This window comes from Mucilaginibacter sp. SMC90, assembly GCF_022811725.1.
Taxonomy (GTDB): Bacteria; Bacteroidota; Bacteroidia; order Sphingobacteriales; family Sphingobacteriaceae; genus Mucilaginibacter.
The window spans coordinates 4,313,447-4,331,399 of the sequence record NZ_CP094527.1; the positions used below are offsets into that span (position 1 = coordinate 4,313,447).

Here is a 17,953-nt window from a genome sequence, read left to right on the forward strand (position 1 = left end):
ACCCAAATCCCGGTTCAGATTTCTTATTTTTACACCATGCTCCAGATAAGCGAATTATTTATTTATCCTATTAAATCATTGGGAGGCATTGCTGTACAAAACGCTGTGGTTACCACGCGCGGTTTACAGCATGACCGGCGCTGGATGCTGGTTAATGAGCAGGGACATTTTATAACACAACGCGAGTTTCCGCACATGGCCTTATTGAAAGCCACAATAGAAACCGACGGCATAGCTGTACATCATCATTCAAGCGGATCATTACTAATTCCATTTAACAACGAAAAGAGGCCGTTGCAGCAGTTTGCAGTATGGGATGATAGCTGCATGGGCCAATACGTTAACGACGAATTTGATCATTGGTTTAGCAGGGCGCTCAATATGAAATGCCGCCTGGTTTATATGCCCGATGACAGCGAACGCGAAGTTGACCAGCGTTATGCCAAACCGGGCATGATCACATCCTTTGCCGATGCTTATCCTTTCCTGCTCATTGGCCAGGCATCGCTTGATGACCTTAACAAACGCATGTCATTGCCTTTACCGATGAACCGCTTTCGCCCCAACATAGTTTTTACCGGAGGAGAAGCCTACAGTGAAGACCTGATGAACCAGGTAATAATAGCTGGCATTACCTTTTACGGGGCTAAACTTTGTGCGCGCTGCGTGTTAACCACTATTGATCAGCAAACGGCGATAAAAGCTAAAGAACCTTTGAAAACACTTGCCTCCTACCGGATGAAAAATAACAAGATCATGTTTGGGCAAAACCTGGTACATGAAAATACCGGCATTATTTCGGTGGGCGATGAACTTAAAGTTTTAAGCACTCATACTGAAGAACGATTTATTGTAACAAAGAAACCTATAACAGCAGCATGAAACCAACGATAACTATTGAATATTGCCCTAAATGCAACTGGATGATGCGCGCCGCCTACATGGCCCAGGAGCTGCTTACAACCTTTACCGATGATGTAAACGGGGTTACTTTGAAACCAAGCGAAATAAGCGGCCGCTATACGATCAGCATTGATGAAGAGCCCCTGTTTGACCGTAAGCGCGATGGCCATTTTCCCGAGATCAAAGAGCTGAAACAAGCCGTTCGTGATAAAGTTAATCCGGGTAAAAGCCTTGGTCATTCGGATACACATCAATTGTAACTTTTATATAACAATGTCTGTATAAAATATCCTTTCTATATAATCTATAATATTACTCGAAAAAATAGTTAATTTAGATAATATCTTTATTTAACTTTGTGAGTTTTTATTTTAGAAAATGCTTTCAAAAAAAACTAAATACGCTATAAAGGCACTTGTGGTTCTTGGCAAGAACATGGACCAACCGCCTATGCAAATTTCGAAAATTGCCGAAACTGAACGGATCCCTAAGAAGTTTCTTGAGCAAATACTGCTTGACCTGCGCAATGCAGGCTTCCTTTACAGTAAAAAAGGGGCTGGCGGCGGCTACAGCCTCAACCGCGACCCTAAAGACATATTCCTGGTAAGTATAATGCGAATTACAGACGGGCCTATTGCTATGGTGCCTTGTGCAAGCTTAAATTTTTACCACAAGTGCGATGAGTGCCACCAGGAAAGCACTTGCGGCATAAGGGATGTGTTTGTTGATGTAAGAGATGCCACACTTAAAATATTGAGCGAAACCAGTATCGCAGATATCATCAAACGCGAAACCACTCTCATCAGCGTTTAAATTCAAAACTTCATAAAACTGTCATAACGCAGTTTTTTTTATTTAAATGCTACCTTTTCCGTATACTATATATATATTTGGGAAATGAATCGTGAGCGCATTAATATTATCTGCCATAACCAACTGACCCATTGCTATATGCGCAATGGTAAAAAGAGGCAGTAGAAGTAATATTAACCATATATGCCTCTTTAGCCACAGCCAAAGGGGCTTTTTTATAAAAGATTAACAGATAGAATATGCAGAGCTTCAGAACAGAACTGGAGAATCCCATTGTTGAGAAGGACATTATCGATCTTGAAAAGAAGATCCATGCTTTTCGTGAAGGAAAAATTCATGATGAAAAATTCAGGAGCCTTCGTTTGGCGCGTGGTGTGTATGGTCAGCGTCAGCCGGGCGTACAGATGGTGCGTATCAAATTGCCTTTCGGCAAGGTGAGCTTTAAGCAGCTATTAAAAATTGCTGAGATCTCTGACGAATTTGGGAGCAGTAACCTGCACCTAACCACCCGTCAGGACATCCAGATTCATTACGTAAGCCTTGACCGTACCCCTCAGCTTTGGGCCAAGCTTGAACAGGATGATATAACCATCCGCGAAGCATGCGGTAACACCGTACGTAACGTTACAGCCTCTCCTACTGCAGGTATCGATCCGAAAGAACCATTTGATGTTTCACCATATGCATATGCTACGTTTGATTATTTTCTGCGTAACCCTATATGCCAGGAAATGGGCCGTAAATTCAAGATCTCTTTTTCATCAAGTGATGAAGATACTGCATTTTCATACGTTCATGACATTGGTGCTATCCCTAAAATAAATGCTAATGGCGAGCGTGGTTTCAAGATCATGCTTGGCGGCGGCTTAGGTGCACAGCCTATTTTGGCCAGCATTGTTGAAGAGTTTTTACCTGAAGATCAGTTAATCCCTTATATCGAATCGGTGATCCGCGTATTTGACCGCTATGGTGAACGCACTAACCGTAATAAGGCCCGTATGAAGTATCTCATCCAGAAACTGGGTTTGGATGAAGTATTGCGTTTAACTGAAATTGAGCGTACTGCCAATAAGGTAAAATCATACCCTATTAACCGCGACGCCATTGACGCACCGGCATTGCCACCAACTAACAACTACCCTGAGGTAACAATCACCAATCCGTTTCGCTACGAGCAATGGTTGGCTACCAACGTTTTTGAGCAAAAGCAAAAAGGCTTTTACGGCGTGTACATTAAAGTACCTGTTGGTGATATTTCATCTGATACCGCCCGTGCGCTTGTTAAAACGTTAGAGCCTTTGGTTGGTCATGAAATCCGGATTACCCAAAACCAGGGACTACTTTTAAAATATGTGCAAAAAGAAGCTTTGCCTGCTTTATATGAAGGATTGGCTAAGCTTGAGCTGGCAACTCCGGGTTTTGATAGCATTGCTGATGTTACCACCTGCCCGGGTACAGATACCTGCAACCTGGGTATATCAAACAGTATGACCATGGCAAGGGTGCTGGAAGACCTGATTTATAACGAATACGAAGACTTTATTTATAACCGCGAAATTAAAATCAAGATAAGCGGTTGTATGAATTCATGCGGTCAGCATGGTTTGGCTCATATAGGCTTCCATGGCAGTTCGCTTAAAGCGGGTGCAAAAGTATTACCATCTGTACAAGTGATGCTTGGTGGAGGTACTGTTGGTGATGGTGTTGGTCGCGCTGCCGAAAGGGTGATCAAAGTGCCTACCAAACGCGCTACTGAAGTTTTAAGGTATTTACTGAATGACTATAAAGCGTTTTCGCCGGAAGGTGAAACGTACCACGAATATTACGACAGGCAGGGCAAAGATTACTTTTATCGCTTGTTGAAACCACTTGCCGATTTAACTACTCTTACCGATGATGAATACATTGACTGGGGGCACCAGGAAACATTTGTTACTGCTATAGGCGTAGGTGAATGTGCGGGTGTAGTTATTGACCTGGTTGCTACACTTTTATTTGAATCGGAAGAAAAACTTGGCTGGGCCAATGATGCCTATGCTGATGGACGCTGGGCTGATGCCATTTATCATGCGTACAATGTTTTTGTAAGTTCGGCAAAAGCTTTGCTGCTCGACAAGGGTGTTAACAGCAGTACACAAATTGGCGTAATCCGCGAATTTGATGCACAATATGTTGAAAAAGGCGAATTTGAATTAAGCGGAACCTTTAACGACCTGGTATTACAGATCAATCAAAATGAGCCATCGCAAGAATTTGCTACAGCATATTTAGCACAGGCTACAGAATTTTTAAGCAGAAGCAAGGATAAGAGAGAGGCGCTTGTACAATAATGACTGATACTAATAAAAATATAAAAGAGCCGCGCATCACCCTGGTGGGCGCCGGACCAGGCGATGCCGACCTGATAACTGTAAAGGCGATCAAAGCTTTGAAAACAGCCGATGTTGTTTTATATGATGCTTTGGTTAATGAAGAATTGCTTGAATACGCACCGGAAAACTCTACCAAAGTTTATGTGGGCAAACGTTCTGGCGATCATACCTTTTCGCAGGAAGCAATTAACAACCTTATGGTTGATTACGCTAAAAATTACGGGCATGTGGTAAGGTTAAAAGGCGGTGATCCATTTGTGTTTGGCCGCGGATACGAAGAACTTATTATTGCAGCAGCACACAACATACAGGCCTCCGTTATTCCGGGTATTTCAAGTTCGATAGCCGTTCCCGAATTACAGCAAATCCCGGTTACCCACCGTGGATTAAGCGAAAGCTTCTGGGTAGTTACCGGCACCACGGCCAACGGCATGATCTCGAATGATCTTATCGATGCTTCCCGCTCAAATGCTACCGTGATTGTGTTGATGGGCATTCATAAACTGGCCGAAATAACAGAAATATTTAAACGCCAGGGCAAAAGCAAGTTACCGGCAGCAGTTATTCAAAGCGGATCAACTGTGGATGAGAAAATTGCTGTTGCTACCGTTGATACTATTGTTAATACGGTTGAAGAAAACAAGATTACATCGCCCGCTATTATTGTTCTGGGCGAGGTGGTATCTCTTCACCCAAAATTCCAACTGATAAAAGAGGTATATGACATTGTTGCCCGGGGATAATAGTTTAACCAATATTCAGGACGAAAAGCAGGAAGGCAATCAGCTTTTTCCTGTTTTTTTGAAACTGAATGACCTGCATACCCTGCTTATTGGCGGCGGCAATGTAGGATTGGAAAAACTTAACGCTGTGCTTAATAACAGTAACCATGCGCGGGTAACCGTTATCTCCCGTGAGTTTTTGCCTGAAGTACACACCCTGGCAGCGAAATATGCTGGTATCCGCGTAGTGCAGAAATCATTTACCGATGATGACCTGAACAATGCAGATATTGTTATTGCAGCCACTAATGACAGCGAACTTAACAGCTATATCCGTAGTGCAGCCCATGATCGTAAGCTACTGATCAATGTAGCTGACAAACCTGCACTATGCGATTTTTATTTAGGATCAATAGTGCAAAAGGGTGATCTGAAGCTGGCAATATCAACCAACGGAAAATCACCTACCGTAGCTAAACGGTTAAAAGAAGTATTAAACCAAAGCCTTCCTGCTGAACTTGACACTACTTTACAGCAAATGAGCGAACTAAGAAATACCCTTGAAGGTGACTTTACCGACAAGGTAAAAAAACTAAATAGCGTAACCTCCGTATTGGTTGAACCCAAACCTGTTAACCGGAAAAATTTCATCTGGCTAATTTGGTCAACCATTATTGTATCCCTGGCTATCGGCATAACAGCGCTTTACTTTAATGAGCCCGCTTTTAAAAGTTACGTATCTAATATTGATCCAATATTTTATTACTTTTTAGGAGCAGGTTTTGTATTTGCTATGATTGATGGCGCAATTGGCATGTCATACGGCGTTACATCAACATCTTTTTCGTTAACGATGGGTATCCCGCCGGCATCGGCCAGCATGGGAGTTCACCTGTCTGAGATCATGAGTTGTGGCATAGCCGGCTGGATGCACTACCGAATGGGTAACATAAACTGGAAATTATTCTGGCTGTTGGTTATACCTGGTATGATAGGGGCCGGAACCGGGGCGTTCCTATTATCATCTCTGGAACACTATAGTATGTATACTAAACCCGTTGTATCTGTTTATACGCTGATACTGGGCATTGTAATATTCAGAAAAGCATTTAACACACAAAAGAAAAAATCGGCTGATAAGGTAAAACGCATTTCCCTGCTCGGTTTAGGCGGAGGTTTTATTGACGCCGTTGGTGGCGGCGGCTGGGGATCGATCGTATTATCTACCCTGATAGCCGGCGGTCGCAGTCCGCGCTTTTCATTAGGCACCGTTAAACTTTCGCGTTTTTTTATTGCGATGGTTGGTTCTTTAACCTTTATGGCTATGGTTAGCAGCAACCATTGGCATGCAGTGGTTGGTCTGGTATTAGGCAGTGCTTTAGCATCGCCAATTGCAGCAAAAATTTCTAATAAAATTTCGGCAAAAACTATCATGGTTGCTGTATCAGTTATTGTTATCCTGATCAGTATCCGTTCTATCCTCAAATTTTTTGTTTCGATACCATGAGTGCGCCTTTAGAAAACATACAAGAACACATAAATGGGCTTGGCCCTGTTGAAGCCCTGACTAAGCTTGCAGCGTTATTTCCGGGTGAAGTTATATTCTCCACCAGTTTTGGATGGGAAGATCAGGCTATCAGCCACATGATCTTCGCCAATAATTTGCCTGTTAAAGTATTTACTCTTGAAACCGGCAGGCTTTTCCGCGAAACTTATTCTGTTTGGGCCAGTACCATGAACAGATATCAGAAGCCTATTCATGCCTATTATCCTAACAACGAGTTGTTAGAAGAAATGGTAAGCAAGAAAGGCCCTAACAGCTTTTATGAGTCGGTTGAAAACCGCAAGGAATGCTGCGGGATCCGCAAAATTGAGCCTTTGAAACGTGCTTTAAAAGGCAATAAAGTTTGGATTACCGGAATCCGCGCCGAACAATCGGTTAACCGTCATGACATGCATGACCTGGAATGGGATGAGCAAAACCAACTGGTAAAGTTCCACCCTATTTTTAACTGGACCCTGGATGAGGTAAAATCTTACATCAAGCAATATAACATTCCATATAATTCACTGCATGATAAAGGTTTTCCGAGTATTGGCTGTATGCCTTGTACCCGTGCAGTAGCCGAAGGTGAAGATTTCCGCGCCGGTCGCTGGTGGTGGGAAGATCAATCCAAAAAAGAATGCGGACTGCATGAAGTAACCGCCAAATAAGTCAAAGACGCTTTTTTTTTATACGTAGGTCAACTGGTTGAAAGATCGGTTGGCCTTTTTTTATTGCTGATTTTTTTGATTGCATTGATTTCGTTGATGACTTTCTACGCTTTATAATGATTTGATTATTTATATTAATTTCTCTTACAATCATCAATTCCAATCACAATTGAAAAAATCAGCGTAATCAAAAAAATCATAGAAAAATCATGGTCAAAAAAGGGGATGAAGCTTTTACACCTCATCCCCTTACAAACTATATAAAACGTAATAAAAGTTCTTATTTATTGTTGTTGTTTCCGGCTAATAAACCATCAAGCGTTACCGATACATAGTACAAACCGCCAATAGTTGGGCCGCCTGCATACTGGTAATATCTTTTATTAAAGATATCTGTAGCGCCTAATTTAAAGGTTGCATAGTATGAAGGCACACGGTAAGTAACCTGGGCATCAACTGTTTTGATTGATGGCACAGTACCTGTAACCAACGGGCTTTCCCATAGGTATGACTGTTGCCATTTATAAACCACGTTAAAACCAAAGTTTTTAACCACTTCGCGGTTACCGAACGATACGTTGCCTGACCATTCAGGTGTATTGAAACCAGTTACAAATATATCTGACGCTGTTTGGGCTTTTAGTTTATTAAAGCTCACGTTACCGGATACGGTGTAGTGCTGGTAAAAGTTGTAAGTAATACCTGCAGATGAACCGTAGTTATGATAGATATTTTTAGCGTTGGTATAAACACGGTACCTGCTTTGGCCCTGGCTGGCTGCATTACTTGATGTACCTGTTGTAGGGTCGCGGTTAACATCAAGCATTGATAATACGCCTGCGTCAGTTCCTACTGTAGCGCCGTTTGGCACAAACACCTGCACCTGGCCAAGAAAACCATCATAACGGTTAGTATACGCATCGATATCGATGAACACTTTATTATCTGCCACGATGCCTTTATAACCAACTTCAAATGAAGTGATCTGCTCAGGGCGTGCCGGCGGAAGATCTGCTACTTTTAACAAGTTCCTGTTAGCCAAAGCAGCCTGATCGCTGCCGCCTGCTGCATTTACCGCTGCGTTGAAAGCCACTACCGATGTCTGGGTATAACTGTTGCCCAGGTATCCTAAACCTTCGTTAATGAACGGCAAGCTACCTACGCGTTTTACGCGACCATTATTTACATATGATAAAGCCTCAAACAACGAAGGGAAACGATATCCGTTCTGGAATGTAAACCTGAAGTTATGGTTTTGATTAACGGTATAAACAGCGGCTAAACGAGGAGTAAATTTCGGATCAAAGTATGGATTACGGTCCCAACGGATAGATCCGAATAACTTCAGCTTCTCATCAAAAAAAGTTTTGGTAACCTGTGTAAAGGCACCATATTTTTTGTAGATCACATCTTTACCAAAAGTGCCATCGGCCAAGGGAGTGTTCCTGTCTGCAATCGGGCGGCTAAAATCCACAAAGTTATTACCATCAGGTGTAATGCTGTATACGCGTACATCAGCACCAACCAACAGATCAACAAATTTTACCTTGTCAGTCAAATCCCATTGAGCCTCGCCGTTGTACATGTGGCTTTTTTGAACCAAAGCGGCACCACCTGTAACCGGGGCATTCGGGATTAGGCTTGATTTGATATCCCAGTTATTGATGCCAATAATGGTTTTCCTTAACGCATCAAACTCGGGAGTACCCGGTTCAACACGGCCTTTATCTGCTGCAGCGCGCGCAGCCTGTTCAGCAGCAGCAAGGTTTGCTGAAGTTAATACACCGCCATTGTAAGCTTTTAAAGCGTTGCCATACAGGGTTCCCCATGCCGAGTTGCTGGCATGGTTCAGATCAAGGTTGTCAGCAAGAGGTTTTACGTTAAATGAATTACCTGTATTTTCTATTGATTCGTAACCACGTACAAGGAAATCTTTTCCTTTTAACTCAATTTTGTGATTTTGTACAGTGGCTCCCTGTAATGATATCTTGTTACCACGTTGAAATACACCGTCAAGCCTTCCGTAACGATAGGTATATGATAATATCGTGCTGGGGGTTAGTTTATAAGATAAAGTTCCATCTAATTTTAAATTTTTCACATGCGGATCAACCAGGTCGACTTCATTATAACCAGTACGCGCTACTGTAAGGGCCGGACGAGCCTTTCCATCAACAGTGATGCCTTTTATAGATACAGTGTTACTGCCTGCAAGAGCGTCGTCTCCATATTTATTCCAGCCATCATAAGCTGCGTTGCTAATGCCGGTAAGCTCGGGATAAGCCGGGTTGGCCGATTTAAGATTAGTTGGATTTTGGTCAAGACGGGTATCTGATTGCCAGTCTTGTCCTTGCATGTAGCTAAAATTTACTTTAACCGCAAACTTATCATTAAACGCTTTAGCGTAACGTAAAGCATCTTCGGTGAGTGAACTTGCTCCTAAGCGGTCTTTACCAACATGATTTAAACCCTGGCGATGGTAAAAGCTTAAGCCCTGATATTTGAACGGATCTTTAGTGAACAAATTTGATAAACCGTTAATAGCATTGGTGCCATAAAGAGCAGCGGCTGCGCCCGGAGTTATTTCTATGCTGGCAATATCCAGTTCTGTCGGGCCAATGGCGTTACCAAGCGGTACACCCAACGTAGCCGACTGCATGTCAACACCATCAACCAGTTGCATAAACCTAAAGTTGTTAGGGCTGTTGAAACCACGCGTATTGGGCACTTTCAGGGTTATACTTGTAGTAGTCATCTGTACGCCTTTAACATTCTCCAACGCGTCATAAAAGCTTGGGCCTGGCGATTGTTTTAAGGCGGTAATGCTTAATTTTTCGATGGCTACCGGTGAGCGAAGCAGCTTTTCCTCTTTGCGGGATGCTGTTACCACAACTTCGTTAACCAATAACGATTGCGTAGTGAGCGTAATATTCACCGCGCTGTTGGCATTTTTAATATAGAATTCCTGTGGCTGGTAGCCTACCGCGGTAAAAATAAGCGTGTATGGTAATTTTGCGCTTGTAGTTAACGAAAATTTACCTGTTGTATCTGTCGAGGTTTTGTTGCTTGTTCCTTTAATTGATACGGTTGCCCCTATCAGTGGCTTGCCTTGTTCGTCGTTTACTTTTCCGCTTAATATGTATGAGCCGTTAAGTTGTGCGTAACTTAGCCCCGGTAACAGTACCAGGAAAAGCACAACTATTTTAATTGAGTTTGTAAAAATTTTCATGAAGTGATTTTGTGTGGTGGTAAAAAGTGATTGGTTGGTTCATTAATGTTAGTTGAAATGTTACTCTCAACAACAACACATTACAGCATGGGGCTGCATTTTTAACATGGACTGAACGGCAATTGCATTAAAACGATACATTGTCTATAGAATTAGTCGACAAAAATATAAATTTAATACTGACTGTCAAGCGTTCTGATACATTTTTTTAAACTTTTGGTTGTTCCGGCATCATTTCACTATAAAATCCATCATTTTAGTGGATATTTCAAAATAAACAAAGTCTAATTACGCTCAAATTTGTAATATTGAAATCTCAATCTGTACTGTACTAATGGCTTTCAATTATCAACGCATTGTTATCAAAATTGGCTCAAATGTTATCACCCAGGAAAACGGTCTCCCCGACCTGCCGCGAATAACACATTTGGTTAAACAGATAGCGGCGATAAAAAAGCAAGGTGTTGAAGTGATACTGGTTTCATCGGGCGCTGTAGCATCCGGGCGCAGCCTGATCACTGTTGCAGAAAAATCAGATGCTGTTGCTGCCCGCCAGGTGCTCGCTTCTATAGGGCAAGTTAAACTGATCAATACTTATTCGCACCTGTTTGAGCAGTTTCAGATCCTATGTTCGCAGGTGTTGGTTACCCGCGAAGATTTCAGGGACAGGATGCATTACCTCAACATGAAAAACTGCCTTGAGGCTTTGCTGCAATATGAAGTGATACCGGTGGTAAATGAAAACGACGTTGTATCAGTAACCGAACTGATGTTTACAGACAATGATGAACTGGCAGGCCTCATAGCTTCTATGCTTAATGCTAATGCCCTTATTATCCTTACAAATGTTGATGGCATTTACAATGGCGATCCAAAAGCAGCCGGCTCGGCAGTGATAGACGAGGTTAGCGGGAATGAGCTTGATTTTTCAACCTTTGTGTCATCGGGCCGTTCGCAATTTGGACGTGGCGGAATGATCACCAAATCAACCATGGCGCAGAAGACGGCTCAATTGGGCATCTCGGTGCATATAGCCAATGGTAAACGGGATAATATATTAACGGATGTTTTAGAAAACCAGGTTACTCATACCCGTTTCATCCCCAATAAAACAGCATCGGGCAAAAAGAAATGGATTGCCCATTCCGAAAAATCAGCAACAGGCAGCGTATTGATCAACGCCGGTGCTAAGGCTGCGCTGATCTCCAATAAAGCAACCAGTTTGCTGCCGGTTGGCATTGTTGGTGTAATAACCGACTTTAAAAAAGGCGATATCATTAAATTAATTGATGATGCTGATAAACTAATTGGTTTAGGGATTGCCGAATATGGCGCTGACAAGGCCCGTGAACGTGTTGGTCAAAAAAACCAAAAGGCACTGGTACATTATGATTATCTTTATTTACAAGGTTAAATACCATGAACTATAACAGCTATTTTGATAAAGCACGTGAAGCAAGTCGCAAAGCAACGCTTGCCCCTGCCCTCATCAATACAGTTTTGGAAGATGTAGCTGCCGAGGCTGTTGATCAAACCGAATATATCCTGGCCGAAAACCAGAAAGATCTTGACCGCATGGATCCGGCTGATCCTAAATACGATCGTCTTAAACTTACTGGCGATCGCATTAAGGGCATTGCCGAAGATATGCTAAGCGTTGCCAAATTAGATAGCCCGTTAGGTAAACAACTTTCGGCTACTGAAATGGCCAACGGCTTATCCATATCAAAAATACGTGTACCGCTTGGTGTTGTCGGTGTTATATACGAGGCGCGCCCAAATGTTACTTTTGATGTTTTTGCGCTTTGCTTTAAAACAGGCAACATCAGCATATTGAAGGGTGGCAGCGATGCCGATTTTTCTAACCGGGCCATTATTTCGATTATCCACAAGGTATTGGCAAAACATGGCGTTGATATTAATGTAGCAACCCTGCTCCCTGCCGAACGTGAGGCCACTACAGCCTTGCTTAATGCCATTGGCTATGTTGATGTGCTCATCCCAAGAGGAAGCCAATCGCTGATTGATTTTGTTCGGGATAACAGCAAAGTTCCGGTTATTGAAACAGGGGCCGGAATTGTACACACCTATTTTGATGAATCGGGCGATTTGGAAAAAGGTGCAGAAATCATCGCGAATGCCAAAACCCGCCGCGTAAGTGTTTGCAATGCATTGGATTGTTTGATCATCCATGCCGCACGCTTAAGTGATTTGCCACAATTAGCACAAATCCTTAAAGAAAAAGAAGTAGAAATTTTTGCTGATGAACAGGCCTTTGAATCACTTAAGACAGGCTACCCTGCCAGCCTTTTGCACAAAGCCAGTCCGGAACACTTTGGTACTGAATTTCTTTCAATGAAGATGGCCATAAAAACGGTTAGCTCATTTACAGAAGCCTTAGAATATATCGCTGTTAACAGCTCCAGGCACAGCGAAGCAATCATCTCCGAAGATGCTGAGAATATAACCCGATTTTTGAATGATGTAGATGCTGCCGCTGTATATGCCAACGTATCAACAGCCTTCACTGATGGCGCACAGTTTGGCCTTGGTGCCGAAATTGGTATCAGTACCCAAAAACTCCACGCTCGCGGCCCCATGGGCCTCGAAGAGCTTACCAGCTACAAATGGCTGGTTAAAGGCAACGGCCAAACCCGCAAGCCATAAATCCCTCTCCTTAAAAATCTTGGACATAAAAAAGGTGCTTACTACGTATAGTAAGCACCTTAAACGTGTCATTCTCTATTGTTTTGCGTTTACTTTATTAAGTAGTTGGCTGCGGCAATAAAGCAGATAAGCACTAAAATCACGCCTTGCAATTTTTGTTCTAAAGTCAATTGAGTTAACATATTTTTATTAATTAGGATATAGCAAATTTATAATGTAATAGGTCTGTTACAATAGGCAACCTCACTTTTGCATTATTTTTAATAAATAATGGTGCCTGTTTTTATAATAGTTAAGTCGACATTTATTATTTAAAATTTTAGCAACAAAACCGCCCGAATGTTAAATTACGTGTATCATTTACACCTAATCTCTATGTAACATTTACAGTGTAAATTACGGTTTAAACGCTAAGTTTAATTGGTTTTTATATATCAGGATATTACGGATACACCCACCATCTGGTTACACTAAGTTACATGCAACCTTACTCCCTATATGTTTATTTATCAGATATATTAAGTTAATGTTAAAAATATAACTGTTCAAATATTTAACTGATATTACGGAAACAATAGCTTCGGTAATAAGCTACTCATACTTTATGAGTATTACATACATTGAGTATGACAATATGCTCTGTGAACATTTAGTTGATATAGAACACACAAGCTATTGACTAATAATAGATATTAACTATTGATTAACCCTTATAGATAACCATAGCTATACTTTTTACCCTATACTGACCAAGGGTATGTTAACATAAAGAGCAAATAGGTATCTTTGCAGCATTATGAGTAAGCATGGCAGGATATTAGTGGCAATGAGCGGCGGGGTTGATAGTTCGGTAGCAGCGGTAATGCTGCATGAGCAGGGCTATGAAGTGATTGGTTTAACCATGAAAACCTGGGATTACGCATCATCGGGCGGAAGTTCAAAGGAAACCGGTTGCTGCAGTTTAGATAGCATCAATGATGCCCGTGCTTTAGCCGTTGGCTACGGCTTTCCGCATTATATATTAGATATCCGAAATGAGTTTGGCGATTTTGTGATCGATAATTTTGTTGATGAATATCTGGCCGGCCGTACCCCTAACCCATGCGTTTTATGCAACACCCATATTAAATGGGAAGCTTTGTTAAAACGTGCAGATAAACTCGATTGCGAATTTATTGCTACCGGTCACTACGCCAATATCCGCTTACAGGACAATGGCCGATACGTGATATCAAAAGGTAAGGATACCAATAAAGATCAGTCATATGTATTGTGGGGGGTATCTCAAAAAAACCTTGCACGTACTAAATTCCCATTAGGCAGTTTTTCAAAACCAGAGATCAGGCAAATGGCGCTTGACATGGGCCAGATAGAACTTGCCGGTAAAAGCGAAAGCTATGAGATCTGTTTTGTGCCTGACAATGATTACCGCTCTTTCCTGCGCCATAAAGTTGAAGACCTTGACGAACGGATTGGCCCGGGTAACTTTGTACTTACCAACGGCACCGTAGTGGGCAAACACCAGGGTTATCCTTTTTATACCATTGGCCAGCGTAAAGGCCTGGGCGTGGCATTAGGCCATCCTATGTTTGTTACCAAAATCGATCCTACCACCAATACAGTTGTTTTAGGCACCGCCGACGAACTTGAGCGTAAACAAGCCTGGGTTAAAAACCTCAACCTCATTAAATATGAAAATATAAATGAGCCGCTTGAAGCTATTACCAAAATACGTTACAAAGATGCCGGAGCACAAAGCACTATTCTGCAAATGGGCGAACACATGAAAGTTGACTTTCATCATAATGTATCAGGTATAGCACCGGGCCAGTCGGCTGTATTTTATGAAGGAGATGACTTGGTTGGCGGCGGTTTCCTGATGTAAAGCACCCTTTTTTGCAATCTTTTGAACTTAACAACATAAGCTACCGCATATGCTTGTTATCATTTTGTTAAAATCAGTTTAGATATTTTGCAAGAATATAATTTTTGCCAGCGTTTTAGCGCTATTTTTTCAACGTAAAACATAATTAGCTTTCAGCTTTTGCACCTTTTACCAAAAACTAATTGGTGTTTCGCTTACTTTATGTTTTATTTGCAAAAACTAAAATTGATTAAATGGCCAAAAACTTACTGATTGTTGAATCACCTGCTAAAGCTAAGACCATTGAGGGTTACCTTGGCAAGGACTTTACAGTAAAGTCCAGCTATGGACACATCCGTGATCTGGTTAAGTCGGAAGATGCAATTGATATAGCTAATAACTTTAAACAAAAATACGAGGTACCTGCAGATAAAAAACAGGTAGTTAGCGAATTAAAGAAGTTAGCTAAGGAAGCCGAAACGGTTTGGCTCGCATCGGACGAGGACCGCGAGGGTGAGGCCATTTCCTGGCACTTGTTTGAAACATTGGATCTGAAAGACGCAAGTACTAAGCGCATCGTTTTCCATGAGATCACCAAGCCGGCCATTTTAAAAGCAATTGATACTCCACGTAAAATTGACTATAACCTGGTTAACGCCCAGCAGGCGCGTCGTGTTTTAGACAGGCTGGTAGGCTTTGAGCTCTCCCCTGTGCTATGGAAAAAGGTAAAACCATCATTGTCTGCCGGTCGTGTACAATCAGTAGCAGTAAGGCTTATTGTAGACCGTGAGCGTGAGATCAATAAATTCAAATCAGAAGCAGCATTCAAAATAGTGGCCATTTTTGGCAAGGGCAAGGAAGCCTTCAAGGCCGAATTACCTGAGCGCTTTGCAAAACAGGAAGATGCTGAAAAGTTCCTGCAGGATTGCATCGCTGCCAACTTCAATGTAAAATCGTTAGATACGCGGCCAGCAAAACGTTCACCTGCCGCACCATTCACTACTTCAACATTACAACAGGAAGCAAGCCGTAAACTTGGCTATTCGGTTGCGCGTACCATGCAGGTTGCACAAAGACTTTACGAATCGGGTTATATTACCTATATGCGTACCGATTCGGTAAACCTATCTGAGCTGGCATTAAATTCGGCAGCAAGTGAGATCGTATCGGCCTATGGCGAAAAATACCATCAGCAAAGAAGATATAAAACCAAAAATGCAAGTGCCCAGGAGGCTCACGAGGCAATAAGGCCAACCTATTTCAACAACCATTCAATTGACGGCGAATCGGCAGAGAAGCGCTTATATGAACTTATCTGGAAGCGAGCCATTGCGTCACAAATGAGTGAAGCACAATTTGAGAAAACTACCGCAAAGATCAGTATTTCAACCCGTAATGAAGATCTGGTAGCCAATGGTGAAGTAATGAAGTTTGATGGCTTTCTGAAAGTGTATCTTGAATCTCAGGATGATGAGGATGACACACAACAGGATGGCGAAAATGCAATGCTACCGCCGTTAACTAAAGGCCAGCAATTGGCTTTACAGGAAATGTCGGCAACAGAACGCTTTTCGCGCCCTGCAGCCCGCTATACTGAGGCAAGCCTGGTGAAAAAGCTGGAAGAGCTGGGTATCGGTCGTCCGTCTACCTATGCCCCTACTATCTCAACCATTCAAAACCGTGGTTACGTAGTTAAGGAAGAACGCGAAGGCAAGCAGCGCAATTTCAAGGTATTAACGCTAAAAGCAGGTGCTATTGTTAAAGAAGAAAAAACTGAGAACACCGGTGCCGAACGTGGTAAACTGTTTCCAACCGATATTGGTGCTGTAGTAAATGATTTCCTGGTACAATACTTCAAGGATATTGTTGACTTTAACTTTACGGCCAGCGTTGAAAAACAATTTGACGAGATAGCGCAGGGCATGAAAGAATGGACAGCTATGCTCCATGATTTTTATAACCCTTTTCATAAAGAAGTTGAGAGCACCATTGAAAAGGCCGATAAGGCTACCGGTGAGCGGGAATTAGGTGTTCATCCGGAAAGCGGAAAGAAAGTTTCTGTGCGTATAGGTCGTTTCGGGCCATTTGTGCAGGTAGGTGAAAGTGCAACAGACGAAAACGAAGAAAAACCGCTTTACGCGAGCCTTCGCAGCGGGCAGAGTATTGAAACCATCAGCCTTGAGGAAGCGCTTGAACTGTTTAAGTTACCCAAAGTTGTAGGCGAGTATGAAGGTAAGGTAATGAAAGTTGCCATTGGCCGCTTCGGGCCTTATATCAGCCACAACAGCGCATTCGTATCGTTACCTAAAGAAATTGATCCGCATGATGTTACTGAGGAACAAGCGATTGAACTCATTAACCTAAAGCGTAAAAAGGATGCTGAAAAGTTGATCAAATCCTTTGATGAAGACCCGGATGTAAAGGTATTAAATGGCCGCTGGGGCCCTTATATCGAATTCGGTAAGCTAAACGTTAAAATCCCTAAAGATAAAGATCCATTAACGCTTACCTACGATGAATGCAAGGCCCTTGCCGATGCTACACCGAAGGATGCCAAAAAAGGACGTTTCGGAAAAGCCGCTGCTGCTAAGCCTGCTGCAACCAAAACGCCGGCTAAGAAAAAAGCCGCGCCAAAGAAAAAGTAGTGAATGGTTGATCAGGTTGATTGAGTAAGTGATTTTGCAAAGATCTTTTAAACAAGCAAAACTACTCACCCAATCAACCTAATCAACCCAATCAACCAAAAAATGAAAAAAGACCTGCCCGAAAATAATGTAAAGGATATTGCTATCGCAGTAGCATTGGAGAGTGAGAGTGTAGAAAGTAAGGTATGGTATGTATATCTCATCAACCTTAAAAATGAGCCGATAGAGAACGTGCTTATTACTTCAAAAGGCTATGGTGAAAAGGATGGCGAACAGGTAAAAACATCCACCCTGAGGCATATGATCCCTGTTGTTGACAGCAAGGCTTACAAGCTTATCGAACCTATTGATGAGCAAACCTTCGGTCTTAATAATGAGTACTGGTTAAGCTATTACATAGGCAAAGACATCTTTGATAAGAAATTTATTTTCCTTCCTGAAAGCATTGTAGAGATGAATTTTATCAAGATCCCGGTTTTGAATAAACCCGGAGTTATGATAAAATAATTTTCGCATTAAATTAT

General features: G+C 42.2%; 13 protein-coding genes. 12 read left to right on the forward strand and 1 reads right to left on the reverse strand.

Going from position 1 to position 17,953, the window contains the following annotated elements; translation table 11 throughout:
- Positions 1-36: 36 nt before the first annotated feature.
- The 7 genes from MTO98_RS18445 to MTO98_RS18475 all read left to right on the forward strand — a co-directional run bounded on the left by MTO98_RS18445 (position 37) and on the right by MTO98_RS18475 (position 7,024).
- Complete coding sequence (locus tag MTO98_RS18445) at positions 37-882, forward strand: MOSC domain-containing protein (protein ID WP_243480356.1); 846 nt, start codon at positions 37-39, stop codon at positions 880-882.
- Positions 879-1,163 (forward strand): SelT/SelW/SelH family protein, encoded by a 285-nt coding sequence (locus MTO98_RS18450; protein WP_243480357.1) that lies wholly within the window; start codon positions 879-881, stop codon positions 1,161-1,163. The genes MTO98_RS18445 and MTO98_RS18450 overlap by 4 nt, the downstream gene beginning before the upstream one ends.
- 118 nt (positions 1,164-1,281) lie before the next feature.
- Complete coding sequence (locus MTO98_RS18455; protein ID WP_243480358.1) at positions 1,282-1,716, forward strand: Rrf2 family transcriptional regulator; 435 nt, start codon at positions 1,282-1,284, stop codon at positions 1,714-1,716.
- Between the two features lie 239 nt (positions 1,717-1,955).
- The gene (locus MTO98_RS18460; RefSeq protein WP_243480359.1) at positions 1,956-4,046 is read left to right on the forward strand and encodes a nitrite reductase; all 2,091 of its coding nucleotides are present in this window, start codon (positions 1,956-1,958) and stop codon (positions 4,044-4,046) included.
- A complete protein-coding gene (gene cobA / locus MTO98_RS18465; protein ID WP_243480360.1) occupies positions 4,046-4,831 on the forward strand; it encodes a uroporphyrinogen-III C-methyltransferase in 786 nt (261 codons plus the stop codon). The genes MTO98_RS18460 and cobA overlap by 1 nt, the downstream gene beginning before the upstream one ends.
- Positions 4,809-6,317, forward strand: coding sequence for a TSUP family transporter (locus MTO98_RS18470; protein WP_243480361.1), 1,509 nt, complete (start codon positions 4,809-4,811; stop codon positions 6,315-6,317). The genes cobA and MTO98_RS18470 overlap by 23 nt, the downstream gene beginning before the upstream one ends.
- Entirely contained in the window at positions 6,314-7,024 is a 711-nt protein-coding gene (locus MTO98_RS18475) for a phosphoadenylyl-sulfate reductase (protein WP_243480362.1), read from the forward strand. The genes MTO98_RS18470 and MTO98_RS18475 overlap by 4 nt, the downstream gene beginning before the upstream one ends.
- Before the next feature lie 280 nt (positions 7,025-7,304).
- Here the strand turns inward: MTO98_RS18475 and MTO98_RS18480 are convergent, their stop codons facing one another.
- On the reverse strand, positions 7,305-10,253 hold the full coding sequence (locus MTO98_RS18480; protein ID WP_243480363.1) for a TonB-dependent receptor domain-containing protein: 2,949 nt from the start codon (positions 10,251-10,253) through the stop codon (positions 7,305-7,307).
- A gap of 334 nt (positions 10,254-10,587) precedes the next feature.
- Between MTO98_RS18480 and proB the strand changes: the two genes are divergently transcribed.
- The 5 genes from proB to MTO98_RS18505 all read left to right on the forward strand — a co-directional run bounded on the left by proB (position 10,588) and on the right by MTO98_RS18505 (position 17,936).
- A complete protein-coding gene (proB, locus tag MTO98_RS18485) occupies positions 10,588-11,667 on the forward strand; it encodes a glutamate 5-kinase (protein ID WP_243480364.1) in 1,080 nt (359 codons plus the stop codon).
- 5 nt (positions 11,668-11,672) lie between these two features.
- Positions 11,673-12,920, forward strand: a complete 1,248-nt coding sequence (locus MTO98_RS18490) for a glutamate-5-semialdehyde dehydrogenase (protein ID WP_243480365.1) — start codon at positions 11,673-11,675, stop codon at positions 12,918-12,920.
- A gap of 796 nt (positions 12,921-13,716) precedes the next feature.
- Entirely contained in the window at positions 13,717-14,805 is a 1,089-nt protein-coding gene (gene mnmA, locus MTO98_RS18495; protein ID WP_091205991.1) for a tRNA 2-thiouridine(34) synthase MnmA, read from the forward strand.
- A 233-nt stretch (positions 14,806-15,038) separates the two neighbouring features.
- A complete protein-coding gene (topA, locus tag MTO98_RS18500; protein ID WP_243480366.1) occupies positions 15,039-17,429 on the forward strand; it encodes a type I DNA topoisomerase in 2,391 nt (796 codons plus the stop codon).
- A 102-nt stretch (positions 17,430-17,531) separates the two neighbouring features.
- On the forward strand, positions 17,532-17,936 hold the full coding sequence (locus MTO98_RS18505; RefSeq protein ID WP_090525388.1) for a hypothetical protein: 405 nt from the start codon (positions 17,532-17,534) through the stop codon (positions 17,934-17,936).
- The last annotated feature ends 17 nt before the right edge of the window (positions 17,937-17,953 follow it).